This window comes from Desulfurococcus mucosus DSM 2162, assembly GCF_000186365.1.
GTDB classification, from domain to species: domain Archaea; phylum Thermoproteota; class Thermoprotei_A; order Sulfolobales; family Desulfurococcaceae; genus Desulfurococcus; species Desulfurococcus mucosus.
On sequence record NC_014961.1, the window covers coordinates 928,890 to 954,489 of the forward strand.

The following is a 25,600-nucleotide window of genomic DNA, read 5'->3' on the forward strand; positions in this document are numbered from 1 at the left end:
AGCTCGGCCTGCATACATGGGTTACTGAAGCCTGTTGATCCATGCAGATTATTCAACACCACGGGCTCTTAGCGCGTCCTCTACTTCACTAAGCCTCACTATGGTGAGCTTTATTGCATCAACTATTACAACATAGTATTTGAAGGGGTTTAAGCCGGGGTCCCATCCCCTGGCGATTTTGGAGTCCACCATGGTCTTCAACTCCTCGAACACGTTGTATGTGAGCGAGTAGGCTAGATCCAGTTTAACCCTTGACAACAACCTCAACATGTCGCCGCGCCTCGTTGTAGAGAACAATAGTAGTACTGAGAGTATTAGAGAGTACCCGTATAAGTAGAGGTTTACGCTATGCATCGTTAAACCACCGGTCAGATACGCTAGTGCAGCCACGATGAATATCGGTGGGGCATACAGCAGGATGGTTGAGAACAAGAGCCTACCTGCCTTCACACTGGTGAAGAGAGCCGTGTACACTAGAATGAAGAATAGTGTCGCATACACGTTGTCGAACAGTATCACTGAGAGATTGACCACTAGCATCGTTATCTTCACAGGAACCATGGCTTTCCTACTCAGCCACGTGTCTCTTTCCTGAGCAAGCAAGGCCTCAAAGTGTAGAGCCACACGAAACACCCCTGGGTATTACGCCTGCCTCCAGTAGAACCTCGTCGGTGAGCTCGCTCCATTCACCCATAAGCAGGCGTCTCCTACCCCTGTCTATCAGCAGGAAGCCCTTGGGCTTCAATGAGTCGAGCAGGGACACTATGTGCGTGGTTACAACTATAATCTTCCCCTTCTTAACCCCGTACTCCACTAGATCCGCTAGGACGCGGTATCCTTTATAGTCGAGATCCGAGAATGGCTCGTCCAGAAACCATACCGGTTGATCTATTGAGAGAACACTGGCAATGGCAACCCTCCTGGCTTCGCCACCGCTGAGACTGAAGGGGCTTCGATCCATGAGCTCTGGATCCACTAGCCTGTACACTATCTCCCCGTGTTGCCTGGCCCCCGTCGTCTTGGATATGAATGCTATCTCGCGTTCCACGGATGCCTCGATAAAGCCGTGAAACGGGTTCTGCCAGACATAGCCCACGAGCCTTGCTGCATCCCTCCTGGGCACCCTGTGTATGTTCACCCCGTTGATTTCAACCTTCCCCTTCAACGGCTTCAATATGCCTGCCATTGTTTTAAGCAGGGTAGACTTACCGCTTCCGTTTGCTCCCACTAATACATGTAACCCTGGCTCGAGCGTGAACCCTATGTTCTCTACTAGTGGTTTACCACCGGGGTAACCTATTGAAAGGTCAACCACCTTAATGGTGTTCACTTAAAAAACACCTTGAGGGATCTATAGACTAGCCCACCTATGACGCCTATGACTACTACCTCGCTCACGAATATGTAGACTGTTGTAAGCCAGGGGAGCCCGTATATCGCTGTCAACTCGTACCCCACTATCACCGATATGGCGAGGGCTGCTAGGAGCGTGGAGGCCGCTACCTTGATGTAAGTGTTGAGGCCGGTTCTCCCCACCAGGTAGACTAGTAGTGACGCCGCCAGGTTTGCCAGGGGTCCAAAGAGCCAGTCCCATGGAATGAATGGGCTGGTTAGGTTGCCGAGGAAGCCGCCTATCGTTAAACCTACCACTGCCTCTAAGCCTATGCCGCGTACCAGTGGCAGTATCATCATTGCATCACTAACCCTAAACTGTAGCTCGCCGTAGGATAGGTATCCCAGCATCACGGTTACAGCTGTGTAAACCGCTGCTATTATAATCGACCTTATAGTGAACAGTGGGCTCAACCTCACGGGGCTTCACCGAGTTCCATGCCTCATAGTCTATTAGAAGAGTCGGCTTTTTAACTTACAACCGAAAGCCCCGCCCTTTAGAGCGGGAAGGAGGCCGGACCCCTATCGAGCCCTGCACCGGTGAACCATTCACGCCGACCCCTATCTCAGACCACGCTGCGACGTGACAGGGCTTCAACCCGAGTAAGCCTTAACGTGAAGCCCAATGACTCCAGGTAGCGTTTACCGTAGGAGCCAGCTATGTAGGCCGCCAACCTCAAGGGGATGCGACCCCTTGCAAGGGCTATCACTAATCGCGTGTAGTTATAGATGAACATGGTCATGTATAGTGCGAAGAAATGCGTAATGATCAACATGCACCAGAACCCGGCTCTAACTGTTAAAGCCAGTGCCTCAATGATTATTGCGATGTAGCGGATTATCAGCGTCTTCAATGCTCTCCCTCCACACACCTCCTCAACACTATCCTCGGCCTCTCATCGCTCCCCATATTCATTAAAACGCCTCTATCAATAAGTCTTCTAACCCTCTCCCCAACGATACGCCTAGAGGATCTACCCCTTAGGCCTCTAACCCTCCTATGTATCTCCGAGATGCTTGCCTCGCTACAGTCTGAGAGAGCTTCTATAATGGCCCTAGTGATTGGGTCCGGTTCACCCAGCCTTACTATTACCTCATACGCGTTCCTAGCTATCTCCAGGGATCTAAGCAATGGCAGCGAGAACGCTGACGCTATCTCCAGCGCCATCTTGACCTCGGGGTGGTCTACACCACGCTTCTCCAGTGTTTCCTCAAGCCTCCTTATTCTCTCGGATAGCTCCCTTATCAACGCTATTAGCAGGTCTAGCTTCTCATCCAGGTTGGATAAGCCGTGGTTGTCCGCGCCATTGCTCTGGCTGCCCTGAATACTTCGGCTACTTGTAGTTGTCTTGGGCGTTGGCCTCCCCTCCGATACCTCATCTATTCTCAGTACTTCACCGGGGGCTGCGTCGACGGGCACCACGGGGCCCGCCCCACAGGGAACCAGGTATATCCCCCGCCCCTGGTGGCCACTCCGCCGTCATCGAGGCAAGGGAACACGTATCCGGCAGAGCCCCCCATTCACCGCCACGCCTCCAGTGCTTCCAGCGGCTAAACCAGCTTAAAAAAACCTTCACTTAGTGAACAGTCTTAAACCCTTTCTTCAAGTGTCATTGAGTATTCTCCTGCTTATCCTGTTCTCCGCTGGTTTCCCTTGTCTGCGTCCACTCAGCAGTAGACTGCGTCACCAGCTGCATGAGGCGTCCGAGTATGTCTCCCCATGCTGGCAGGGCTGCAAGCCTCTTGTCGTAGTACTGCTTCACCATCTCCCTGATCATCTCGTCGGGAAGACCCTGTGATTTAAGGGCCTGGTAGAGCTGTGCAACGTCTTCGCCGATTTTCTTCCCATCGTATGAGTGCTGGATGAAGTCGAGTACGTCTTTGAGTCCTGTTCTAAGTGCGTTGAAGATGTCGTCTATGAACGGTGTTACAGCGGCGAGTATCTCGCGGACTTCTGCAGCATCTCCTTCCTCCCGTGCTTCTGCAAGCTTCTCACGTATCTTATCCTTTATTCTCTTCTTCAATTCCTCGTCCCGTAACCCAAGCTCCTCCACTACTTCATCAATCCACTCGTCTCCCTGATCTCCCCTATTCATCTCCATCACCTCGAGTACACTATACTGACTGCTCACCCTATTATCTCAGGTTATCATTTTGTGACCAGTGTATTGCTCACCCGGTCACTCGATGTTCGCATGCCTATTCCTGAGGTCTTCTTCGGAGACCCCGAGCCTCTCCATGAGCTCGACGACAACGCCATCTAGGAAGAGGAGTAATGTATCCTCGAATAATGTACCGAGAGGGGCGAGGGGTTCATGGAGCCCCAGTATCTGCCTGCTTATATAGTCCTCTTCACTCGACATCTTCGTCCTACCCGGTATCTTGACAACTATGTCTGCAATCCTGCCAAGGGGGCTGTCGGGATAGGTTGTTATGGCTATCACCTTGACGCCCACACTCCTAGCTGCTTCCGCAGCCGCCACAACGAGCCTAGTCCTACCTGAACCAGATATCGATACAAGCACGTCTCCCTGCGATGCCCGTGGAAGAATTGTTTCTCCTACAACATACACGTTGAACCCTAGGTGCAGTAGTCTCATAGCGAAGGCTTTCCCAACGAGCCCGCTCCTGCCAGCACCTATAATGAAAACCTTCCTCCCGTTCTTCAACGCATCTATGAGGGTGGAGATCATCTTTTCCTTTTCTTCGTCACTTATTAGATCCACTGCCTTCAACACGAAGTCCACTATGCTGAGTACAGCGTCCCTCGTCGTCCCTGAAACCATAGGGTTCCCTCATCCTACTATCAGCATTCAGGTATTTAAAAGAGAACCATGCAGTAGGCTGCGTGCTCCAGGAGGCATCATGGATATTAACCTGTGTACTGATATATGAAGCCTGCCCCGCCCCCTCACACCTCCATGAGACCCCCGAAGGGGAGTGAAGATGATGGAGGACGGTCGGGCGGGGTACACGCATGGAGCCTCGAGGAGCCCTAGATGAGTAGGGGAGGAATGCATGTTCTAAGAGTTTTCGACCCCTGGCGTTCCCCTCTGTGTACCTGCCCGTTCAAGTATAGCCTGCACCCTTACACGGGGTGTAGTCATTTCTGCCTCTACTGCTATGCTACCTCATATATTGGGAGAAGGCCGAGCACCCCGAAACCAGACTTCACGCGGAGGCTTGAAAGAGACCTGGATAAGGCTAGGAGGGGAAGCGTGGTCGAGTTAAGCAGCAGTAGTGATCCATATCCACCCCTCGAGTCATGGATGGGTCTCACCCGTAGGAGCCTGGAGATCCTCGGTAAACACGGCTTCAAGATTCTCGTAACCACTAAATCCAATATTGTTGAGAGAGATGTAGATTTACTGGCAAGGTATCCTTCCTCAGTAATGATCACTATCACGACACTCGACCAAGAGCTCTCAAGGAAGCTGGAGCCGGGGGCTCCACCACCCGATAAGAGGCTCGACGCTGTTAGGAGGCTCAGCGATAAAGGCATCCCTGTGGGCGTCAGATTAGACCCTATAATACCCTTCCTAAACGATGATCCAGCCGGGATACGGGCTCTCATAAGGGAGATCAAGGAGGCCGGTGCCCTCCAGGTAACGGTCTCCACGTATAAGGCTAAATGGGATAGTCTAAGGAGGCTTATGAGTGCTTTCCCAGAGATATCGGTGAAACTACGGGAGCTATACGTTGGGAAAGGAGAGTTCATCCATGGATACATGTATCTCCCACGAAGCTATAGGGAGGCTCTCTTGAAGCCCGCTGTTGAGGAGGCTTTAAGAAGCAACCTGTATGTAGCCACATGCAGGGAAGGCTTATCCGCTGACTTCATGAAGGCACCCTCATGCGACGGCTCCGGGCTTATAAGAATGCATCCCTCCATAGTCGACGTGGAGAGGAGAGGTGAAACCAGTGGGTGAAGCCCTCAGGGAGCCTGTGAAATTCAACGAGTACACGGGGAAATGCCCTGTCTGCGGCGGCGAGATGCTGTATGCCGAGTACGTTTACAGGATACCCTACTACGGTGTAATACTCATGACTGTGGGTGAATGCAGATCCTGCGGCTACAAGCACAGGGATGTAGGGCTTCTAGAGCGTAGGGAGCCGAGGAGGATAATATATAGGGTTGAGAAACCAGGGGATGAAAGAGCACTACTAGTGAGATCGGCGGGCAGCCGCCTACTGATACCCGAGCTAGGGCTCTCCATTGAGCCAGGACCCTTCTCCCAGGGCTTCATAACCACTGTGGAAGGAGTTATCGAAGACTTCGCCGAGAAAACCAGGTTCCTCTGCGAGGAGGGTGAGGCAAAGGAATCTGAATGCAGTTTAATCCTTGGGAAACTAGAGAGGGCTATGAAGGGGTTGATAAGCTATACGGTCATTATAGAGGATGAAACCGGGCTCAGCGACGTGATCAGTGAGAAAACAATATATGAGAGACTTTAACACGCATTGCAACCAGATCCCTGCCTTTCAGGGTTGAGTAGGACTAGAGCTCTATCACGAAGCGCCCGTTCTCATACACGAGGTCGCCGTCAACATATATCTTTGAGCCCCGCATATCCTTGATCATGTCCCAGTGTATGGCTGATACATTTCTCCCACCCGTCTCAGGGTAGGCTGAGCCAAGGGCCAGGTGTATTGTACCCCCTATTTTCTCGTCGAAGAGTATCTCCTTCGTAAACCTCGTTATGTTGTAGTTCAACCCGAACGCTATTTCCCCAACCCTCCTCGCACCCTCATCTGTTTCAAGCATCTTCCTCAGGAACTGCTCTCCTCTTCTAGCACTAGCCTCAACGACCTCGCCTCTCCTGAAGACCAATCTAACTCCTTCAACCTCTACACCACGCCATACAGCTGGGTAATCGAACTCCACGTAGCCTTCCACGCTGTCTTCAAGTGGTGCCGAGAAGACCTCGCCTCCCGGCATATTGTAGTGTCCGTCATCGTTCACCCATGTCCTCCCATCCACACGTAGATAGAGGTCTATCCCGGGTCCCGTGTACTTTATTTCCTTAGCCTTGTTGAGGAAGCCTACTATCTTGCTTTGCCTCTCACCTATCCTACTCCACTCTGAAACGGGATCCGGTGTGTCAGCGTAGGTTGCATGGTAGACGAAGTCCTCGTATTCACTTATACTCATACCGGCCTCCTGTGCGAGCGCTCTGGTAGGGTAGGGTGCTATCACCCATTTAAGCTCTCCTCTAGCACTCCTCTCTAGGAATATCTTGCTGAGCTCCCTCCTAGCCTGGCTCCGTATCTTGAGCTTCTCTGGATCCACGCCTACCAGTGGCTTAGTGTGCGAGGGTGCCAGTATGCTTATCTGGGCGTGTATCCTTGAAACAACCTCCTTCTCTAGGATGCTTACATGGCTGAGGACATCGGGGGAGGCATACTTGTAGAACGCCTCTGTGATTGATTCATCACCTATGTTTACGAAGACCGGGTAAGCACCGGCCTCCACAACATGTCTCACTATCTCCCTGACCAACGGTATGGATTCCGTGGTGGCATTAATCACTACCTCCTCGCCTTTACCGAGGTGGACGCAGTAGTTTACTATGAGGCGGGCTAGGTTTGAAATCCTTGGGTCAACCATGGTGGACTCCACCATTGATAACTATATAGTGCTGACAATATAACTGTATACATGGGGATTCGGATGGGGCATGAATTACTCGAAGCATTAAACAAGCAGTTGAACCAGGAGCTCAGGAACGCGTATCTCTACCTCTCTATGGCGGCATACCTGGATCACAAGGGCTTAGCAGGCTTCGCAAACTTCTTCAGGGTTCAGGCGAGGGAGGAAGTAGAACACGCGTTAAGGATATATAGATTCATAAATGACCGGGGCTGGAGAGTAGTTCTCAGCGATATTCCATCACCTAAAGCAGACTGGGAAAGCATACTGGAGCTAGTGAAGGACTTCTATGGTGCGGAGAAGGAGAACACTGAGAGAATATGGAGCCTCATGGATCTAGCCAGGAGGGTGGGTGACAAGGCATGCGAGGTCTTCCTCCAATGGTTCATTAACGAGCAGGTGGAGGAGGAGAAAAACGCCATGGAGCTCTTGAGCAGGGTTGAAATGGCTGGAGGAAACCCAGCCGCCCTCCTAATGCTTGACAGGGTTCTCGCTGAGAGAAAATGAGATAAATAGACCCGGAAGGGATTCCACTTGAACATAGATGTTTTTCCAAGTGTTTTCTCCCTCTCACTCATACTGGAAGCATCCGCGTGGCCTAAGCCCGGCAATGTACACAGGCTAAGGGAGCGCCGGGATCTAAGGTATGAGGCATTCCTCGCAACAGGCGTATTAGCCTACAGGTACTTCAAGAAAGGCGTCCTGAGAGGGGTCAGAGGATGGCGTAGAATAATAATAGGGGATTTAATCTACATGACTGTCTCCAAGGCCATTGATGACATCCCTTCAACCAACACGTGCCTGGGTTCAAGCACGTTGCTGATGCCCCTCAGTGTTGGAACAGGGAGATGCATTGCGAAAGAAGACCTCGGACTAAACTGTATAACTGGAGAGGCTTCGAGGCTGCTGAGGGAGACCAGCGTTGAGGATGCAGTATACTACTATAGAGCCGTCAGGAAGGCTTCGCCAAGCTACCTGAAGCCCAGCGACAACACCGGGAGCCATGTAAACATATGGGATCCGGATTACGCTGAGAAGCTCGCGGCCAGAGGCATCAGGCTGATAGATGTCTTAGAGTACAGCTCTAGAATAGATATCGTAGCCGATGAAGTAGTGAACGGGTACAAGCGTTCCCTCGCATTAGAGGGGTTCCTCAGGAAGCGGGTTAGCAGCCACGGTGAGTGGAATAGGGGTGTTGTAGAGGCCTACCTGCATCTCCTGGCAGAGGCCATGGATACCGTGGTAGTGTTGAAGCATGGCGTAGAAGTAGCCGAGTACGTTAGAAGGAGGGCTACTGAGATCCTCCCAGAGGTCCTTGCAGCAGGCAGCGGGGACTGGGTTAAACCTGTTATGAGGCTCGACGACGAGTTCTATGAGCACGGGATAAACCCGGGTGCCATAGCCGATGTGACAGCAGCCGGCATAGCTCTATTCCTGTTGAGGAACACCATTGATGGAAAGAGGCTCCTTGAACCCTAGTGCGTCTTGAACCTCTCCTCGAGGCCGACCCTTCCACGTGGATGATACCCAAGGGCCTCCCAGTACCCGTCCCTGTATTCATTCATAAATACTATTCTTGAAAGCCACTTAGCACTCTTCCACCCGTAGAGATGGGGGACGACTAGCCTAGCAGGGTATCCATGCAGTAAATCCAGTGGTCTTCCATCCATCTCTAAGGCCACTAATGCATCTCCCCCCGTTAATTCCTCGAAGGGTATTATGGTGGAATATCCGTCAACGCTTTCCACGAACACCCATTTCACGGTTTCACCAGGTTTAACCAGCTCAATGATCCTTGATAACGGGACACCCGTGAACTCCACGTTCCTAACACTCCATCCTGTTACACAGTGGAAGTCTCTCCTAACCGTCTTCACTCCGAGTTCATAGAGGCTGCTGAGGGTCAGCTTTAACGGATTATCTACGAGGCCTGCTACCTCGAGGCTCCACTTTGCGACATCTATGGAGGGGACGCCGAGTATGTTGTAGACCACCATGCTGGGTATGTATGTCTGCCCAGGGGCGTCGCCTCCCTCGATGTTTTCCCGTCCCAGTTCATTGAAAGGATTGTATATGTGTGACGCGTTAACAACATCCGTGAGTTTTCGGGGCACCGTGAATAATACGCGTGAAGCCAACCTGCCTCTTGCAACCACCCTCACACCTATGTATTCCCCGCTCTCCTTGTCCACGATGCACCTAAACCTATATAGCATGTGCGTAGAGCCTATTGCCTCATTCGAGTCGAACACCAGCTCCCGGCACACGACGCCTCCGAGAACCCTCCCCGAGTACTCTGATGCGAGTCTCCTTACATCGTCTACGCCGTTGATCGCAATGGGATCTATGGCGCAGTCGACAACTATTTCAACACCCTTAACCCTTAACCCCTCGCTGGCTGTTGCATAGCACTTCAACCCCTTCACCCGTGGTTTTAAGACGCCTAGTCACTTATATTAATATCATGATGCAACACCTGCTTCCACCGGGAGGTGAGGCGTGTGAGCGATGAGCTACCCGAATCCCTGAGGTTAAAGCTCTACAGGAAGTATGTCTCGGCAATAGCGGGCAAGAGAGGCGATGACGCCGCCGAGAAAAAGAACGAGGATCCAGAGGGCTTCGTATGGGGTAAGCTCTCAGATGACAAGGCTAGGGAGCTGATGAGTAAGCTTAAGGCGCTCTACCCTGATGTCTACCGGCCCGTGGTCCAGGAGCTCTACAGGTTATTGAAGGATGGAGTGCTCAAGGAACTCGACGGCTTAACGGTTCTCAGAATCATAAGGGCTCTCGGCTTGAACATCAGGCCCGAGCTCCGGATAAAGTTCGTGAAGGATGGTAAGGAAGTAGATATAGATGAGTATTTGGAGTAGGGAAAAGAGTCTGGTTTCACTTTAATTTAAAAACCCGGCTTCCTACTTGACACCATACATCGTTAACGCTAGCACAGCCATCTTTGTCCACAAGCCGTTCTCAGCCTGTTCATATATAATGGATTTCTTGGCGTCATCTATCACGTCGTCGTCGGCCTCGTAGCCCCTGAATATCGGTAGGACATGCATTAGTACGCCATGCTTGTCCATTAGATCCATGAGGCTTCTCGTGACCTTCCAGTGCTTGTACTTCTCGTAGATCTTCAGCTCCTCATCCTTGAACTTACTGTAGCCGAGTTTAACTAGCTGCGGCGTCGCCCAGTTCCTCGGGAACACCGCGTGAGCACCTCTAACGGCTTCCTCCAGGTTATCGGTGAACTCTAGTGTTGCACCGTGATCCTTCGCCAGCTGCTTAGCCTTCTCAACTAACTCTGGATCCAGGTCGAAGCCCGGTGGCCTAGCCACCACGACGTCGACGCCGAACCTGGGGAACAGTATCATGTCCTCCTGGACGCTGCACCAACCTCTTATCTCAGGGCTGTACGCCCACATTATAACGTACTTCTTGCCCTGGGTGTTACCGAACCTCTCCCTGAAGGTGAAGATGTCTGCAAGCCCCTGGGTCGGGTGGAACTTGTCGTCAGCCATGTTTATCACCGGTATATTGGCGGTTTCAGCCATCTCCCTTATGTAGGCGTTGCCAACACCATAGAGGTAGTCTATGGCTTTATCCAGGATGCGTATGCCTAGTCCATGACCGTATACATCGTACATTGCTGCAACATCCTTCACTGCTTCGCCTGCCTTCTCCTGTTTACCGAAGGCCATGCGCGTGGTAGTCGCGTCGATGAATGCTGCATGTCCCCCTAGATACACCATTGCAGACTCGAATGCTGCACGCGTCCTAGTCGAGGTGGCGAAGAACAGCATGTAGAATACTTTTCTCTCAAGGATCTTCGGTATGGCTTCCACGCCATAGTAGTGCGCTATCTCCTTGAACTCCTTGGCCAGTCTTAGAGCAACCTCTAATTCCTCATCGCTCCAGTCCAGGGTTGATATCAAGTCCCTCCCACTGAGCTCTCTCACTAGGTGTCTTAGGGCGGGCATGTAGTGTACCCCCCATATATATATCGATCTACCCTAATATGCCCGGGATAATAAATATTCCCCAGGGGTTCCACGGAATCCTGTTTAAAATGCCCAGGGACATAAATAGGGTTTTGAAACGGTGTGGGATATGGATAGGAGGCTTGTCTCAGCCCTAATCCTCATCGTCGCTGCAATCATAAGTATCTCACTCTACATTACTCTAATGCCGCGTCAAACACAAGCGGCCAGGGTCGTGGTTTACGCGTACAATGACCGGGTGACGGGCATAGATCCAAGCATTGAGGATGACACGGGGCTCGTGGTCTTAGGCCTAGTGTATGAGCCCCTACTCTACTACAACCCGGTGAAGAATGAATTCAAGCCAGCGTTAGCTGTGAACTGGAGTAGTAATGAGGATGGGACTGAATGGGTGTTCCATCTAAGGCGGGGCGTTAAATTCCATGATGGGACGCCATTCAACGCGACTGCCGTGAAGATTAGTGTCGAGAGGGCTAGGGACATCTATAGGGAGACCGGCAGGGGCCTCGGCTACATATGGGATGCCGTGGAGGAGGTTCAGGTGGTAGACGAGTACACTGTGAGATTCAAGCTCAGTTATCCTCAGAGACTCGACATCATTGCGGCGGCAAGCTATGCAGCATACATTTTCTCCCCTAGTGCACTGGTTAAGAGTGGGGCATCCTCCCCGATGGATAGGGCACTGGAGGAATGGTTTAACACGGGTAACGAAGCTGGAACTGGGCCATACATGATCACCTATTACCGCCCCGATTCAGAGATCAGGTTGAGAAAGTTTAATGAGTGGTGGGGGTGGAGCATAGTAAATAATCCAGACGCACCAGATGAGGTGGTTATACGGATAGTGACTGAGCCGCAGTCACAGTACAATGGATTGATAGCTGGTGAAATAGATGTAGCATCAAGCGTTCCAAGAGACAACATAGCTGACCTCGTTAAGAAGGGATTCAAGGTGTTCAACCTGACGACTTTCCACAACTACATAATGTTCTTCAATGTGAAAAGATACCCAACCAACATAACTGAGTTTAGGAAAGCAATACTCCACATGATCAACCTGGATGAAGCCGTTGCACTAGCCATGAAGGGTTACGCCGTCAAAGGAAGCGGAGTAGTGCCCCACGGGTTCCCCGGTCACGTGGATGGCCTCTCCTACCGGTATGATAAGGAGGAGGCTTTGAAATACCTCAATGAATCCGGGGTTAGAACCCCAGTGTCCATCGAGATACTCTACCAAGTTGACTATGAGGAGCTGAAGATATTCGCGGAGTACCTGCAGTCAAGGCTCAGGGAGATAGGTGTAAACCTTATCCTGAAGCCGCAGCCCTGGTCCCAGTTGAAGGATACGGCTAAAGGAGTGTGGGAGAACCCTGAGTCAACGCCACACATAATCATAGCTGACTGGTGGCCAACCATTCCGTCTCCATACGACTACCTCTACTCGATGTTCCACAGCGACTCGAAGGAGTGGAATTTCGCTGGTTTCGAGGATCCCGAGTTCGACGAGTTAATAGATAGCGCGTTCGAAGTGGAGGGAAGCAACTACACGCATGCCCTCCTCCTCTACAAGGATGCACAGGAGAAGCTCTTCAACGAAGCTATTGCAGTAAACCTGTGGGATGAGATCAAGCCCTTTATTTACAGTGGGAGAATCGAAATCCCTGAGGAAGCCATGAACCCACTCTACATGTATGTCATATCATTCCAGTATGTTAAGGTGAAAACATAGTTGCCTGTGAGCATGAACTACCTGGTTAAAAGGGTTTTTGGGGGAATCCTGATAATTATTGGTGCCATAGTACTCTCGTATCTCGTGATAATCCTCTCACCGGGGGATCCAGCGGTAAAATGGGCTGGGAACCCGAGGGGACCCAATGCTCCTTTGGCGATTGAGAAGGCCAGGGAGGAGCTCGGGTTAGATGACCCCTTGTACCTGCAGGTTGCAAGATTCGTACTCAACGTGTTCAAGGGTGATATAGGTGTCAGCATTGCATACAAGCAACCTGTGTTCCAGCTAATCTACTCAAGGCTCCAGTCGACCCTGGAGCTACTCATAGTGGCATACCTGATGGCAGTACCCCTAGGGGTCTTCCTCGGTATTTATTCAGCGTTGAGGAGGGGTAGTAGAAGGGACTCCATAATCCAGGCTGCTGGAACCATCCTGGCCAATACCCCGACCTTCTGGCTTGCAACCGGGTTCTTCCTTGCGTTCTCAATCTTCGGTGTCTCACTCTACGGCAGGGTTAACACGCGGCTAGCTATCTCAACGGGGTTCCACCCTGTGACCGGGTTCTACCTAATAGACAGCTTGATACAGGGGAATACAGCGGTCTTCGTGGACGTGTTGCTGAGGATCATACCCCCTGCCCTCGCGATCTCAGTGTATCCTCTCGGGGTATTGATAAGGTTGACAAGGACGCTCATGGCTGAAGCACTACTAGAGGACTTCATAAGGACGGCTGTTGCATGGGGTGTTAAGAGGAGCACTATAATATGGAGATATGCGCTGAAAGCATCGATACCCGGTGTGCTCCAGGTGGCAGGCCTCTCCTTCGCATACAGCCTCATAGACGCCATGGTGGTTGAGTACACTGTGTTCGGGAGGGAGGGGCTCGGCAGCCTACTCTACGATGCATTAAACTACACGGATTTCAGGCTGGCAACAGGGCTCATAATCGTTGTCACAGTCTTCTACCTAGTCGTTAACACGCTGACGGACATTGTGCAGGCACTGGTGGATCCAAGGGTGAAGCTATGAGTGGTACCAGACTAGACCCAGGGAGCTCCCTCAATGCTCTCAGAAAGCATCTCGGGAAAACCCGTTTCAGAGTAGGCCTCGCACTGGTATTGACCGTTACAGTCATCGCGATTCTTTCACCGGTGATCGCGCCATACCCGGAGGACGGGCTCGGGTACGTGCCGCCTGATGCCGTGTCGAAAGCCATGCTTCCACCGGGCTTCCCACATGTATTCGGAACCGACACCAGGGGAAGAGACCTCTTCTCCAGGGTTGTCTTCGGTGCTGGCTCAGCTGTGGTGGAAATCCTGACGGTGGTTCTCTCAAGCCTAGCCATAGGTGTCCTAGTAGGGGTTTCCGCTGCATACTATAGGGGGCCGCTGGAACACGTGTTAAACTACCTTGTAGAATTATTCATGAGTATACCTGCAATAGTGATAGCTCTCGCCGTGAGGTTAGCCACAGGCCCCGGGTTCCATGTAGTTGCAGTCAGCCTTGTGGCAACATGGTGGTCATGGTATGCCAGGGTAACCTATGTTTACGCTAGAAGCATCGTAGAGATGGATTACGTAGTCCTCGCAAAGCTAAGCGGGTTAAGCAACCTAAAGATAATCTACAGGCATGTATTGAGGAATGCCACTCCCCCCGTCCTAGTGCAAGCTGTTACCGATATGGGAAGCGTCCTCCTCGAAGCCACATCGATAAACTTCATGGGGCTCGGAGTGCCCCTCAACTCACCCGAGTGGGGTGTTATAATGCTCGAGGGTCTCCCAGTGATCACGATAGCTCCATGGATAACAATGTTCCCTGGAATACTTCTACTTGCCACAGCACTCGGCTTCAGCCTAGTGGGTGACAGCCTCAGGGAGGAGCTGGATCCGAGGATGAGGAGGAGGTGGAGGCTGTGGTTCTAGCGGTTAAGGCAATGAACCTGTGGATAGGGTACATGGATGAGGGTGAAATCGTTCACTGGGCTGTCAGAGGAATCAGCTTCCAGGTTGACGAAGGGGAAATATACTGCCTGGTCGGAGAGAGCGGTTGCGGAAAGTCGACGACAGGCAATGCTATAGCTGGAATACTGCCCTCGCACGCTGTGACAAGGGGAGAGCTATACATATATGGTAGGAAGGTTATCGACGATGACAGAGTAGACTACAGAGGTGTACGGGGCAGGCTTGTCTCATATATCCCGCAGAACCCGGGAACCAGTCTAAACCCGTATGAAACCGTGGAGAACCAGTTCTACTACGTACTGAACAGCATCTATGGTTACAGCAGAGAGAAGGCGTTGGAGACTGCCAGGAGATACCTCTCGATGGTTGAACTGGATCCTGAGAGAGTCCTAGACCACTATCCACACGAGTTGAGTGGGGGAATGCAACAGAGGGTAGCTATAGGGATAGCGTTGGCCACCGGTGCCCGTGTAGTGGTAGCCGATGAGCCGACCTCATCCCTAGACGCCCACCTCAGGCTTCAATTGATCAAGCTGATAAGGAGGCTGAGGGATGAGCAGGGGCTCTCCGTCATATTGATAACGCATGACCTTGTATCCGCTGGAAGGATCTGCGACGTCGTCGGGGTAATGTATGCTGGTAAAATAATCGAAGAGGGAAAAGGGAGTCTCCTTTTAACCGAGCCCCTGCACCCATATACCCAAATGCTCGTGGATGCTGTACCCATCCTAGGGTTGAAGAAGCCTTTGAAATCTATACCGGGGGAGCCGCCTAGGGCAGGCGGCGAGATCCGTGAATGCGTCTTCAGGGATAGATGCCCGCAGGCATTCGATAAGTGTGTCACACACCCACCCGAATCATACGTCATGGAGAGGAAGATATCTTGCTGGAGGTATACTGGATGACGACGCAAGGAGATATCATTAGGCTGGAAAACATTACAGCAGGCTACCTTGTTGTGAAACGGGGATTGAAGGGATTGCTCAAGGAGAGAAGGATAGTGTTGAAGAACATAAGTCTAGCCGTGAGGGATGGGGAGAGACTCGCAATAATAGGGGAGAGCGGCTCCGGTAAGACAACGCTTCTCAAGGTGATCCTAGGGTTGCTCAAGCCCTTCGAGGGCAAGGTGTTCGTGGCAGGCAAGGACATATATGCTTTGAAATGGGGTCAGAGGATCCTGGTTCTCAGGCAGGTAGGATACGTGCCTCAAGACCCCTATAGGGCTCTGAATCCAAGTATAAGGGTCAAGTCTATACTAGAGGAGCCTCTCGAAGCACTTGGCATTGGCGACCGGGATGCAAGGGTAAGGGAGGCCCTAAGGCTTGTTCAACTATCCTCGGAAGTCCTCCAAATGTATCCCTCTGAGTTAAGCGGTGGCATGAGGCAAAGGGTGCTTATAGCTAGGGCAATAATACATGACCCTGAAATACTGATCCTCGATGAACCGACCTCTGCACTCGATGTCTCCATACAGGCCCAAGTGGTAAACCTGATCAACGATATTCACAGGAAACTAGGTCTGGCCGTCCTCACCGTTACACACGATCTCGGCGTCGCACAATATCTTGCTGACAGGGCGGTAGTACTCTACAGAGGAGAGATAGTCGAGGAAGGCGACATGGACTCGTTGATCAAGCACCCGAGGAGCGATTACACGAGGATACTGGTGTCAAGCCATTAGGCTATTGTTTTTATAGTTGGATCCTGCTATCCAAAGTCCTGTAGGGGCGTGGTGAAGCTGGTTGAGTAGCCCGGTGCTTCTACCGCCGCGACAGTACAGGATTGTTAAAGCACTCGTCGAGAAGGGGCCACTGGAGCTCGATGTACTGGCACCACTTGTGGGAAGCAGGCCCGAGGATATCATGAGGGATATAGCTGAGTTAGAGGGGAGAAAGCTTATCAAGGTGATTAAACGAGTCGTAAAGATACCCGTGATGACTAGTGAGGCACAGAAGTATCTTGAACTAGGGATGCCGGAGGAACAAGTGTATCCAGCAATAGAGAAGTGCGCGGGGAAGCCGGTCGACGAGTTCATTAGATGCGTGGTGGAGGACACCGGGATACCTGAGGAGACAGCTAGGATAGGGCTACAACACCATTTAAGGGCTAAATGCGTGGAGGTGGTTAACGGGTTTATCTCCAAGGGAAACAGGGAAAACTGCGCCCGGCTACTTGAAGAAGCCTCCAGGATCAGGAGGGATCTCGCAGCACTCAGGGATAAAGCCGCAGCCCCCGAGAGCCTTGACACGTTGAGGAGACGCCGCCTCGTTGAAGTCAGGGACAAAGCCGTCATAGTCTTGGAGCCCGAGCCCCAGCTCCGGGAACTCTATGAAAACGGGTTAATTCTGGAGAAGGAAGTGTTAACCGTTGTGAAGCCTTCTCTAGCCCCGATGCTTGATAGGTACGTGGTTAAAGAGTTCGACCTATCGATTGAGCCACCGACACCGGGGCGGGCGAGGAAGCACCCGTTCATGGAGTTCATAGATGATTTAAGGGATGTCCTGGTTGCAATGGGGTTTGAGGAGGTTAAGGGGCCGCATGTAGAAGCCGAGTTCTGGAACTTCGACGCGTTGTTCCAGGCACAGGATCACCCAGCAAGGGAGATACATGATACATTCTTCTTGAAGACGTCAATGAAAGCCAGGGTTGACCCAGTGCTCCTTGAGAGAGCGGGGAGAATACATGAGGCTGGATGGAGGTATAAGTGGAGTCCTGAACGAGCTCTCAGACTGGTTTTAAGGAGTCAGACTACTGCAGTATCTGCTCGAACAATATATGAGAGAGGGGAGGGAGAATACAGGGTGTTCACCATAGACAGGAATTTCCGCCCGGAGAACCTTGACGCCAAGCACAGTATGGAGTTCCATCAACTTGACGGCGTCATCGTTGGAAAAGAAGTGAACTTTAAACACCTCCTCTACTTCTTCAAGGAGCTGTCCGCAGCACTCGGCGTGAAGGAGGTGTGGTTTAAGCCAGGGTACTTCCCCTTCACCGAGCCAAGCGTGGAGGGATATATAAAGCACCCTCAGCTCGGTTGGATCGAGGTTTTCCCCGGCGGCGTCTTCAGACCCGAGGTCATGGAGATACTGGGTGCTCCAGGCGTGAGGGCTATAGCATGGGGCATAGGCGTTGATAGACTCGCTATGACCGTGCTAGGCCTCGACGATATACGTCTACTATTCACCCGTGACCTCGACAGGCTTGAAAACATAAGGTATGGCGGGATCCCGTTCTTCAAGGAGAAAACCTCCGGGAGAAATATAAGGGTTGTCGAATACCCGTACTGAGGGCATCACTCCTTATGAGGCCCTTTATATCGTTTTTCTACGGGGTGCACCCTAGTAGATGCCACGGCCCTGTTGTAAACATAGATGTCCTCCTGCCGCCTAGGAAATGCCCCTTAAACTGCTTCCACTGTCCACTGCCTGGAGACGGCAATGTACCCCGGACATATGTGACCAAAATAGATGTCAACCACCTTAAGGCTGCCCTGGAGGAGTATTCTGAGGTCTTCGAGAGAATTAAAAAGGTGAGGCTATGGGGTTTCGGGGACCCCTTACTGATCGAGAACCTCCCCGATGTCGCCAAGGTGATCAAAGGCTTCATGACTGACGGAGCGTTGATCGTGCACTCAAGTGGCGTAACGCTTTCAAGAGCCATGAAAACTCATCTAGTCGAGATGGTTGACGAGATCTCAGTGCCTTTCCCATGGTGTAGTGGGGGAAAAGCCTTGGAAGCGTCGAGCACGTTCTCCTTGAATGGATTAATCAACCTGCTACGCCTCTTCCCGGAAAGAGATAAGTTAATCCTGGAGATAGTGGCTGCGAGAAGGGGTTCCATAGTGTACCCGGACCCCATGCTGCTACATGAGTTATCCTCCTGCTTATCTAAGACGGGTGTCGAGAGGATACGTGTTAAAACCCTCACACGGCCTCCCTTCAACGAGGAATACAAGCCTGTACCCTCATCCATCCTGAACACTATTACAAGGCACTTGATAGAGGAGGGCTTCCAAGTCGTGACATGCACCCAGCAGCCTCAACCCGTTAAAGGAATTAGACTACGTGGTCTACAAGGCGTGATATACAACCATGTGCTGAGGGAGCCTCTCTCAACAAGCGAGGTTCTCACGGCTTACGGGGACAACGGGTTGATAGCTGTGGATAATATAGTTGAGAAGCAGTGGGCTGTTAAAGTAGTATGGGAGAACACTGTTTACTACAGGGGCAGGATCCTTTACTAGGCTGACCTCCTCCCCGCCCTAAAGGGTGGGGGTTCACTGTTCCCCCGCATCTATTCGGGTTCACATCCATCATCCATGGGATAGTCGTGGTGGCCGGAAATCCTCCATTTCTACGAGGAACGGGGCTAATCCTGAACGTGGCACTCGGGATTGGGAGACCCCGCCTTAAGAGACTGGGCTTTTCAGTTGCAAGCACTGATGCTGCCTCATCCACTCCATAGATATATTACTGGTTTACCCCGGTAGAGGCGGGAGCCGAGTGCTGCTGCAACCGGGTTGCATTTAGGCGTCAGAATGAATAACACTGGTTTACCGATCCCTGCTTCATAAAGGTACTCGAAGTGCGCCATCCCCTTAGCAATGATTAAATCAACGGAGCCCAGCAGCCTCCGGAAGTCTTCACTCGTCTTCTCTAAGTGTATGGAGGAGCAGACGCCCCTGCAACCCGGTGTTATAACCATGTCGAACGCCTTGTCTAAGCCTGATGCAAGCAGGTCGCTGAGTGTCACATCGTTCTGGAAGCCGGGCTCGTCCTTTGCAACCCCTATAACCATGCTCCCCTTCCCACGCATGTATTCGGCTAGCAGTGAGTCGTAGACTGCTTCACCTGCATTATCTAGGAGGAAGAGCACTCTGAGACCTCTCCTCTCCACCAGCTCGTAGAGCCTGTGGCTGTCGTCTATGGCTGGCTCAGCCTTCTCAACCATGCTTGGCTCTATGTGTTCCTCGAACACGTGTTCTGCAACACCGTAATCTATCAGGTTGCCTAATGCGGAGAGTTTTAGCAAGTAGTGGAGTCTCTCGTAGTCCCCGAGTCTCTCAGCGTGCTTCCTGTGCACCTCCACATTTGACAAGGCTATCCTCATGCTCCTCGCCTTTATCAACCTGTAGTAGTCAACTATATCCGGGGCCTCGGCGACGAGATCCTCGAAGACTCGTGATGCAAGCATTGAGAGCTCCGTTGACTCCAACGTGAACTCGTCTACGAGTTTTACGAGGAGTTTCTTGGCTAGGGCAACCTTTGCAGTGGGACTGAGCGTCGAGTACTCTATCTCCCTAAGCCTCGTTGTGAGTATACATCTAAGGCATTCTGGCTGGGGCTTCAACCCGCATCACTAGTCTGTTCTTTGCTCTATGGTTTAAGGCTTATCTGGCTGTTAATGTTTTTGTCCATTAATTTATGGACGAAAATATATTATCCTCGACATAGTAGTCCAATAACCAATAAGCATGGCGAGCGGGGAATGACGCCCGTGAAGCTCGTAAGGGTGGAAGACGCCGTTGGGAAAAAACTCGCATACGATTACTCAGCCGTGACACTCGACTTCAAGTCTGCCGTGAAGAAACGGGGGGAGACCGTTACACCCGGAGATGTCGAGCTGTTGAAGAACCATGGTCACTACTATGTATACATAGAGGATGATGAAGGAGTAGGATACGGTCTACACGAGGAGGAAGCAGTAGTCAAGCTGGCCGAGCTGATTTCAGGAGGCAACATCAGAGTGGAGAAGGCACCTGAAGGTAAAGCATTACTCAAGTCAACTGTAAACGGGTTGCTAATCGTGGATTCAGCCGGATTGAAAAAGATTAACTCAACCGGGGTTTACGCAGTGATAACTAGACGGGGCGGCACCTATGTCAGGCAGGGTGAACTAGTAGCGATGGTCGACTTAATACCCCTCAGTGTCCCTGTGGATTACCCGTTACACGTGTTCAACGACCTACTTGGTTCCCGGAAGATAATCCATGTCTATGAAAGCAAGCACCCCAGGGTTGGCTTGGTGATCACGGGCACTGAGATAGTGGATGGGAGGAAGAGGGATCTCGCTACACCCGTTATCGTTGAGAAGCTGAGGCTCTATGAGCTGCAACAGGGGACGCTAGTGTATGCTAGGGATGATGAAAAAGAGATCTCGGAGGCCATTAAGACGCTACTCATGGATCACGATGCAGTGGTGGTAGCGGGGGGAATGAGCATTGATCCAACGGATAGAACACCGATAGCAATAGCAGCTGTGGCCGACGAGGTTGTAGCCTACGGGGTACCGGTGAAGCCTACCACTATGAGTATGATTGCCTACAGGGAGGGGAAGCCCATAGTAGGGGTGTCAAGCGGGGTAATATACTTCCCCGACTACAACGTACTGGATATAGTGCTTCCATGGGTGTCGGCAGGCGTTAAGATCCCGCGTGACTACATAGTCTCCCTTGGCGAGGGGGGTTTAACCGAGTATTTTCTGAAGAGGAGGTGATATTGATGAAGCCCGTCTACAAGACCGTATTAATCTTAACCCTTATACTCGTCTCCGCTACAGCTTCATGGATACTCTACCAGCACTATGTTGGAAGTGAAACTGAGAGCGTGACCCTGCTGGTTTACACGCCTCCATCAATACAACCCTTGCTCGAGGAGGCCGCGAGAAGCTACATGCAGGCTAATCCACGTGTAAAGATCAACATAGTGGGCGGCGCCACTGGAACCCTACTCAACAAGATCTCCCTAACCGGTGAGGGAGACATCTTCATAACGGCTGACCACGAGTACATGGTTAACGCGTCGAGGAAGGGGTTAGTCCGCAACGAGACGATTAGAGTCGTATCTTTCCTAGTGATAGCGTTGATAACCCCTAAAGGGAACCCGGCGAACATCACCGGGCTACAGGACTTGGTCTCCAAGAACATTAAGAAAGGGATAGGTATAGCTAATCCACAGGTCGCACCATTCGGCAGGATGGCTGTAGCACTACTCCAGAAGAACGGCATCTATGAGAAGGTGAAGGATAAACTAGTGGTCTACGGGGATGTAGGGCAGACGGCTATGCAGGTTGCACTCGGCTCGGTTGACGTCGCAGTACTCCCCCATATTGTTTATTACTGGTATAGGAATGATACCAGTATTATCTGGCTGAATTCATCCCAGCTGCCGAAGGTGAGCTGTCAAATGGTAGCAGTGTTGAACACCACTAAGAACTACGCTGAAGCAGTGAGGTTCGAGGAGTTCCTCGTGGAATACGCGAGGACCAGTAGCTATGCATCCGAGAATGGTTATGTGGGAAGCATTGATAAAATACCGGTTTACACCCCGTACAGTGTTGGAGAACTATCATTCGAAGACATCTGCATGGAGGCCGGCAGATGAGGCTACTAGCCATACTACTAGGGTTCCTCGTCGCACTAGATGTGATTGTTTTAGCAACCCCGATATACTTATCGTTAACAGTCGGGTTAAGCCTGCCCGGACACCTGGTGAACGCCTTCTACTCATCCCTGATCCTCTCGCTTACATCCTCCCTTGTCTCATCCCTTCTAGCGCTCTCCATATCCATACCCGTCGGCTACTATGTATCTAGGAGGGTTACCAGGAGAGGCCTGCTACTCCCCATCGTGATGCTTCCCTCATCGGTTTCACCGGCGGCGATAGGGCTAGCACTCCTAGTGTTCTTCGTTAAAAACCCCTTGGGGTCAGTGGTCAACAGTATGTTCAACATAGTTAATGATCCAAAGGGGATAGTTGTCGCACAGTTCTTCATAGGGGTACCCATAGGTGTAAGCTACTTCACAGCACTCTTCTCAAGCATTCCAAGAAGCTACGAGGATGCTGCTTTAACCATGGGGTTCACTCACACCGAGTATCTCTACAGCATCCTGCTTCCGATGAATTACAGGGAGATCCTCATAGGTTTCATACTTGTCTTCACACGTGTCCTAGGGGATTTTGGAGCATCCTATGTGATAGGGGGAGGTATACTGGGCAAGACAGTTACGCTCCCAATATTCCTCTTCCTGGTCAGCCAGTTCGGAGAAATAAGTATACTTGTGGTAGTGCTCTCAATATACATGCTCTCAGTGTTAGCGTTGATCACACTTGTGCATCAGGCCGAGAACGTGGGGAGGAAGGTGTGAATGCTGGAGGTCCACGGGTTAAGCAAGAGCTTCGATGGGAGAGCAGTTAACAGGGATGTATCGTTCAGGGCTGAAAAAGGGGAAATAGTGGTTGTAGTGGGCCCCAATGCGTCCGGTAAAACAACACTCCTGAAGTCCATAGCAGGCCTCGTGGAGCCCGATCATGGTGTAATATTGGTCAACGGCGATCTGGTGTATGAGAAGAAGCCCGGCATGAGGAAGGCTAGGGTTAACAAGCCACCCTACGAGAGAAACATAGGGTTCGTGCCCACTGAGCACTCCCTCTACCCGCATCTAACATTAAGGGGAAACCTCGAGCTACCCTTGAGGAAGCGGGGATGGAGCAGGGGCGATATAGATAGGAGGATTAGGGAGCTACTTGAAGTAATGGGTTTAGAAGAATACGGGGACATGTATCCAGGCCAGTTAAGCAACGGGTTGAAGCAGAAGGCCTCTATAGCGCGGGCGCTCTCATATAATCCACCACTACTCTTGCTTGACGAGCCTTTCTCAGCTATAGACCCGGTGACAAGAGAGAAGCTGAGAGAGGAGTTCCTAGGCCTCTTCCGTAAACTAGGTGTAACCGTGGTTATGACTACACACCTACTGGAGGACATCGTGTTTTTCAGGGACCATGTTCTCGCATTGGTCAACGGCAGAGTAGTCTACAACGGGGAGCTGGTTGAAGAGAGGATCGTGTCAAGCCCCTACATGTTGGAGATGATGGGCTTCATATCCATACCGGTCACCGTGAAGAAATGTATTGGAGTCGATGAGGCCGTGGTGGCAGCCGGTAGCGGAGAGATAAAGGTGAGATTCAACCCGCGGGGAAGCATCTGTAGTGACGGCGGGAAAGCCCTCCTCGTTGTAAACCCAGGCTTCCTGGGCATTGAGCCACCTGTCAACGGAGATGCACCAGTGCTTCTCGAAGCAGTCCTCAACAGTGTAGTAGACGAGTTAACGGGCTTGAAGCTCGACGTGGAGATAGAGGGGAAGGCAACCCGGCTCCCCATCAATGAGTCTGAGTGGATGAGGATACAGGGTGTGGTGAAGGACGGGAAGATCCCTCTCTACGTGAGCAGCGAGCACGTGTATCTGGTTAGCCGGGAGGGCGAGCACGGTGCTGGTTGACAGATTCGGTAGGAGGGTTGACAGCTTCAGGATAGCTGTGACCTCTAGGTGTAATTATCAATGCATATTCTGCCACAGGGAGGGGATGACCGGTGGCCTACGCAGTGAAGCATTGAGCGCCGGCGACTATGGTTTCCTCGCCGAGGTCTCAGTGAAGCTTGGTATCACGTCTTTCAAGCTGACCGGGGGAGAACCCCTGGTGCGCGACGACATAGTGGATGTAGTGAGGGAGATCGCGTCTCATACAAGGGATGTATCTATGACCACTAATGGAAGCCTCTTACCCGGTAGAGCGGGACGGCTCGCAGAAGCCGGGCTCAGCAGGCTCAACGTCAGCCTGCACTCATTGAACCACTCGGTCTACAGGTTTATCACGGGTGGTTCAACGATGCTTGAAAGGGTTCTCAAAGGCGTTGATGAAGCACTGGATCACGGGGTGAAGGTTAAATTAGACTTCGTCGTGATGAGGGCTAACCTGGGTGAGTTAAAGAGCATCATAGAGTATGCATCGGGGAAGGGGCTGGATGTAAACATCATAGAGTTGATACCGTTGAACACCCCGCCGGAGGCCTACAGGGAGCAGTACACGCCCGTGGACCCCGTTGTCGAGTACCTTGAGGAAGCCTCTGTTGGCAAAACCGTGAGGGATTTCCAGAACCGGCCCAGGTATATTATGCCCAGCGGCATAGTGGTTGAAGTAGTCAGAGGGTACGGTAACCCAGCCCTGTGCGCTAGGTGCACGCGGCTCAGGCTGACCCCTGAGGGCTGGATCAAGACATGCCTATTCGTAGAGGAGCCCTTCGTCGATATTTCCAGTAAGCTTAAGAACAGGGATGAAGATGGAGTTGTAGAGGGGATACGGAGAGCCGTGTACCTGAGGGAGCCATTCTTCAAGCCCGGGGTGGATATCCGTGGACGTTAGAATGGTTGATGTAACAGGGAAGGATGAGGTCTACAGGGAGGCCACTGCAACAGGCTTCATAAGGCTCAAGCCGTCGACTATTGAGGCCGTCAGGAAGGGGCTTGTCGAGAAGGGCGACGTGCTAGCGGCTTCAACGATAGCAGCAATACTTGGAGTCAAGGAGACGCCGAGGGTCCTGCCGTTAACCCATAATATTCCCATAACTCATGTAAAAGTGGACTTCACTGTGCTCGATGAAGGCATCAGGGTCCACGTGACCGTTAAAACCACTGCTAAAACAGGGGTTGAGATGGAGGCGTTAATGGGTGTTGCCGCAGCATTGCTCAACATATGGGATATGGTTAAAAAGTATGAGAAAGATGAGAAGGGTCAGTACCCGGATACATTGATAACGGATGTAAGGGTTGTGGAGAAGAGGAAGGGGGATTATCAATGAGGATCATTGTTAAGGCCTACTCTATATTCTCCGACTTCATAGGTGGCGAAGTCGAGATATCCCTCGACAGGGATATCACGGTTGGTGAACTCCTCGAGTATCTCAGGGGCTCCTACGGTATGCCACAGGAACCCAAGCCAGTGGTACTGGTAAACGGGGAGATAACGGGGCTCGACAGGGTTCTGAGAAACGGTGACATCGTCTATATAGCGCCTCCCTTCTCTGGTGGGTGATA

30 protein-coding genes are annotated in these 25,600 nt (G+C 51.7%); 19 read left to right on the top strand and 11 right to left on the bottom strand.

The window, feature by feature from the left end; genetic code table 11:
• Positions 1-48: 48 nt before the first annotated feature.
• The 7 genes from DESMU_RS04775 to hxlB all read right to left on the bottom strand — a co-directional run bounded on the left by DESMU_RS04775 (position 49) and on the right by hxlB (position 4,178).
• Positions 49-624, bottom strand: coding sequence for an energy-coupling factor transporter transmembrane component T family protein (locus tag DESMU_RS04775; RefSeq protein ID WP_013562469.1), 576 nt, complete (start codon positions 622-624; stop codon positions 49-51).
• Positions 608-1,330, bottom strand: coding sequence for an energy-coupling factor ABC transporter ATP-binding protein (locus DESMU_RS04780; RefSeq protein ID WP_013562470.1), 723 nt, complete (start codon positions 1,328-1,330; stop codon positions 608-610). Before DESMU_RS04780 ends, DESMU_RS04775 begins: the two co-directional genes overlap by 17 nt.
• Positions 1,327-1,812, bottom strand: coding sequence for a QueT transporter family protein (locus tag DESMU_RS04785; RefSeq protein ID WP_013562471.1), 486 nt, complete (start codon positions 1,810-1,812; stop codon positions 1,327-1,329). Before DESMU_RS04785 ends, DESMU_RS04780 begins: the two co-directional genes overlap by 4 nt.
• 146 nt (positions 1,813-1,958) lie before the next feature.
• Positions 1,959-2,264 carry a hypothetical protein gene (locus DESMU_RS04790; RefSeq protein WP_148222815.1) on the bottom strand — a complete coding sequence of 102 codons (306 nt, stop codon included), beginning with the start codon at positions 2,262-2,264 and terminating at the stop codon, positions 1,959-1,961.
• Entirely contained in the window at positions 2,243-2,815 is a 573-nt protein-coding gene (locus DESMU_RS04795) for a hypothetical protein (protein WP_013562473.1), read from the bottom strand. Before DESMU_RS04795 ends, DESMU_RS04790 begins: the two co-directional genes overlap by 22 nt.
• Positions 2,816-3,002: 187 nt before the next feature.
• Positions 3,003-3,488, bottom strand: a complete 486-nt coding sequence (locus DESMU_RS04800; RefSeq protein WP_013562474.1) for a hypothetical protein — start codon at positions 3,486-3,488, stop codon at positions 3,003-3,005.
• A gap of 84 nt (positions 3,489-3,572) precedes the next feature.
• Positions 3,573-4,178: a 6-phospho-3-hexuloisomerase gene (gene hxlB, locus DESMU_RS04805; protein WP_013562475.1), complete on the bottom strand. Its 606-nt coding sequence runs from the start codon at positions 4,176-4,178 to the stop codon at positions 3,573-3,575.
• Between the two features lie 228 nt (positions 4,179-4,406).
• Here hxlB and DESMU_RS04810 point away from each other — a divergent pair, with 228 nt between their 5' ends.
• Positions 4,407-5,321, top strand: a complete 915-nt coding sequence (locus tag DESMU_RS04810; protein ID WP_013562476.1) for an SPL family radical SAM protein — start codon at positions 4,407-4,409, stop codon at positions 5,319-5,321.
• Positions 5,314-5,847: a ZPR1 zinc finger domain-containing protein gene (locus DESMU_RS04815; RefSeq protein WP_013562477.1), complete on the top strand. Its 534-nt coding sequence runs from the start codon at positions 5,314-5,316 to the stop codon at positions 5,845-5,847. Before DESMU_RS04810 ends, DESMU_RS04815 begins: the two co-directional genes overlap by 8 nt.
• 43 nt (positions 5,848-5,890) lie before the next feature.
• Here the strand turns inward: DESMU_RS04815 and DESMU_RS04820 are convergent, their stop codons facing one another.
• A complete protein-coding gene (locus DESMU_RS04820) occupies positions 5,891-7,000 on the bottom strand; it encodes an aminopeptidase (RefSeq protein ID WP_013562478.1) in 1,110 nt (369 codons plus the stop codon).
• A gap of 63 nt (positions 7,001-7,063) precedes the next feature.
• Between DESMU_RS04820 and DESMU_RS04825 the strand changes: the two genes are divergently transcribed.
• Together DESMU_RS04825 and DESMU_RS04830 are read left to right on the top strand one after the other, a co-directional pair.
• Positions 7,064-7,549: a ferritin gene (locus DESMU_RS04825; protein ID WP_013562479.1), complete on the top strand. Its 486-nt coding sequence runs from the start codon at positions 7,064-7,066 to the stop codon at positions 7,547-7,549.
• Between the two features lie 27 nt (positions 7,550-7,576).
• The gene (locus tag DESMU_RS04830; protein ID WP_013562480.1) at positions 7,577-8,521 is read left to right on the top strand and encodes a triphosphoribosyl-dephospho-CoA synthase; all 945 of its coding nucleotides are present in this window, start codon (positions 7,577-7,579) and stop codon (positions 8,519-8,521) included.
• Here the strand turns inward: DESMU_RS04830 and DESMU_RS04835 are convergent.
• Positions 8,518-9,468 carry a molybdopterin-dependent oxidoreductase gene (locus DESMU_RS04835; protein ID WP_245526409.1) on the bottom strand — a complete coding sequence of 317 codons (951 nt, stop codon included), beginning with the start codon at positions 9,466-9,468 and terminating at the stop codon, positions 8,518-8,520. The genes DESMU_RS04830 and DESMU_RS04835 overlap by 4 nt on opposite strands.
• Positions 9,469-9,543: 75 nt before the next feature.
• On the opposite strand from DESMU_RS04835, the gene DESMU_RS04840 reads away from it, so the two are divergent.
• On the top strand, positions 9,544-9,912 hold the full coding sequence (locus tag DESMU_RS04840) for a hypothetical protein (protein WP_013562482.1): 369 nt from the start codon (positions 9,544-9,546) through the stop codon (positions 9,910-9,912).
• 42 nt (positions 9,913-9,954) lie between these two features.
• On the opposite strand, the gene DESMU_RS04845 is transcribed toward DESMU_RS04840, so the two are convergent.
• Positions 9,955-11,019, bottom strand: a complete 1,065-nt coding sequence (locus DESMU_RS04845; protein WP_013562483.1) for an ornithine carbamoyltransferase — start codon at positions 11,017-11,019, stop codon at positions 9,955-9,957.
• A 130-nt stretch (positions 11,020-11,149) separates the two neighbouring features.
• Here DESMU_RS04845 and DESMU_RS04850 point away from each other — a divergent pair, with 130 nt between their 5' ends.
• The 7 genes from DESMU_RS04850 (at position 11,150) to DESMU_RS04880 (ending at position 18,973) form a co-directional block, all read left to right on the top strand.
• Positions 11,150-12,769, top strand: coding sequence for an ABC transporter substrate-binding protein (locus tag DESMU_RS04850; protein WP_013562484.1), 1,620 nt, complete (start codon positions 11,150-11,152; stop codon positions 12,767-12,769).
• Positions 12,770-12,775: 6 nt separating this feature from the next.
• Positions 12,776-13,798: an ABC transporter permease gene (locus DESMU_RS04855; protein ID WP_245526518.1), complete on the top strand. Its 1,023-nt coding sequence runs from the start codon at positions 12,776-12,778 to the stop codon at positions 13,796-13,798.
• The gene (locus tag DESMU_RS04860) at positions 13,795-14,691 is read left to right on the top strand and encodes an ABC transporter permease (RefSeq protein ID WP_013562486.1); all 897 of its coding nucleotides are present in this window, start codon (positions 13,795-13,797) and stop codon (positions 14,689-14,691) included. Before DESMU_RS04855 ends, DESMU_RS04860 begins: the two co-directional genes overlap by 4 nt.
• Positions 14,682-15,635, top strand: coding sequence for an ABC transporter ATP-binding protein (locus DESMU_RS04865; RefSeq protein WP_013562487.1), 954 nt, complete (start codon positions 14,682-14,684; stop codon positions 15,633-15,635). Before DESMU_RS04860 ends, DESMU_RS04865 begins: the two co-directional genes overlap by 10 nt.
• Positions 15,614-16,411: an ABC transporter ATP-binding protein gene (locus DESMU_RS04870; protein ID WP_245526410.1), complete on the top strand. Its 798-nt coding sequence runs from the start codon at positions 15,614-15,616 to the stop codon at positions 16,409-16,411. Before DESMU_RS04865 ends, DESMU_RS04870 begins: the two co-directional genes overlap by 22 nt.
• A gap of 61 nt (positions 16,412-16,472) precedes the next feature.
• A complete protein-coding gene (gene pheS / locus DESMU_RS04875) occupies positions 16,473-18,017 on the top strand; it encodes a phenylalanine--tRNA ligase subunit alpha (protein ID WP_013562489.1) in 1,545 nt (514 codons plus the stop codon).
• 14 nt (positions 18,018-18,031) lie between these two features.
• A complete protein-coding gene (locus DESMU_RS04880) occupies positions 18,032-18,973 on the top strand; it encodes a radical SAM protein (RefSeq protein ID WP_013562490.1) in 942 nt (313 codons plus the stop codon).
• Positions 18,974-19,179: 206 nt separating this feature from the next.
• On the opposite strand, the gene DESMU_RS04885 is transcribed toward DESMU_RS04880, so the two are convergent.
• Entirely contained in the window at positions 19,180-20,079 is a 900-nt protein-coding gene (locus DESMU_RS04885) for a damage-control phosphatase ARMT1 family protein (RefSeq protein ID WP_013562491.1), read from the bottom strand.
• 138 nt (positions 20,080-20,217) lie between these two features.
• Between DESMU_RS04885 and DESMU_RS04890 the strand changes: the two genes are divergently transcribed.
• The 7 genes from DESMU_RS04890 to DESMU_RS04920 are packed head-to-tail and all read left to right on the top strand — an operon-like array spanning position 20,218 to position 25,598.
• Positions 20,218-21,225 (top strand): molybdopterin-binding protein, encoded by a 1,008-nt coding sequence (locus DESMU_RS04890; RefSeq protein WP_013562492.1) that lies wholly within the window; start codon positions 20,218-20,220, stop codon positions 21,223-21,225.
• A 5-nt stretch (positions 21,226-21,230) separates the two neighbouring features.
• A complete protein-coding gene (modA, locus tag DESMU_RS04895; protein ID WP_013562493.1) occupies positions 21,231-22,112 on the top strand; it encodes a molybdate ABC transporter substrate-binding protein in 882 nt (293 codons plus the stop codon).
• On the top strand, positions 22,109-22,876 hold the full coding sequence (locus DESMU_RS04900) for a molybdate ABC transporter permease subunit (RefSeq protein ID WP_013562494.1): 768 nt from the start codon (positions 22,109-22,111) through the stop codon (positions 22,874-22,876). Before modA ends, DESMU_RS04900 begins: the two co-directional genes overlap by 4 nt.
• Entirely contained in the window at positions 22,877-24,007 is a 1,131-nt protein-coding gene (locus DESMU_RS04905; protein ID WP_013562495.1) for an ATP-binding cassette domain-containing protein, read from the top strand. It abuts the gene before it with no gap.
• Positions 23,997-24,929 carry a GTP 3',8-cyclase MoaA gene (gene moaA / locus DESMU_RS04910; RefSeq protein WP_013562496.1) on the top strand — a complete coding sequence of 311 codons (933 nt, stop codon included), beginning with the start codon at positions 23,997-23,999 and terminating at the stop codon, positions 24,927-24,929. Before DESMU_RS04905 ends, moaA begins: the two co-directional genes overlap by 11 nt.
• A 1-nt stretch (position 24,930) precedes the next feature.
• Positions 24,931-25,365: a cyclic pyranopterin monophosphate synthase MoaC gene (gene moaC / locus DESMU_RS04915; RefSeq protein ID WP_048078686.1), complete on the top strand. Its 435-nt coding sequence runs from the start codon at positions 24,931-24,933 to the stop codon at positions 25,363-25,365.
• Positions 25,362-25,598, top strand: coding sequence for a MoaD/ThiS family protein (locus DESMU_RS04920; RefSeq protein ID WP_013562498.1), 237 nt, complete (start codon positions 25,362-25,364; stop codon positions 25,596-25,598). Before moaC ends, DESMU_RS04920 begins: the two co-directional genes overlap by 4 nt.
• Positions 25,599-25,600 lie beyond the last annotated feature (2 nt).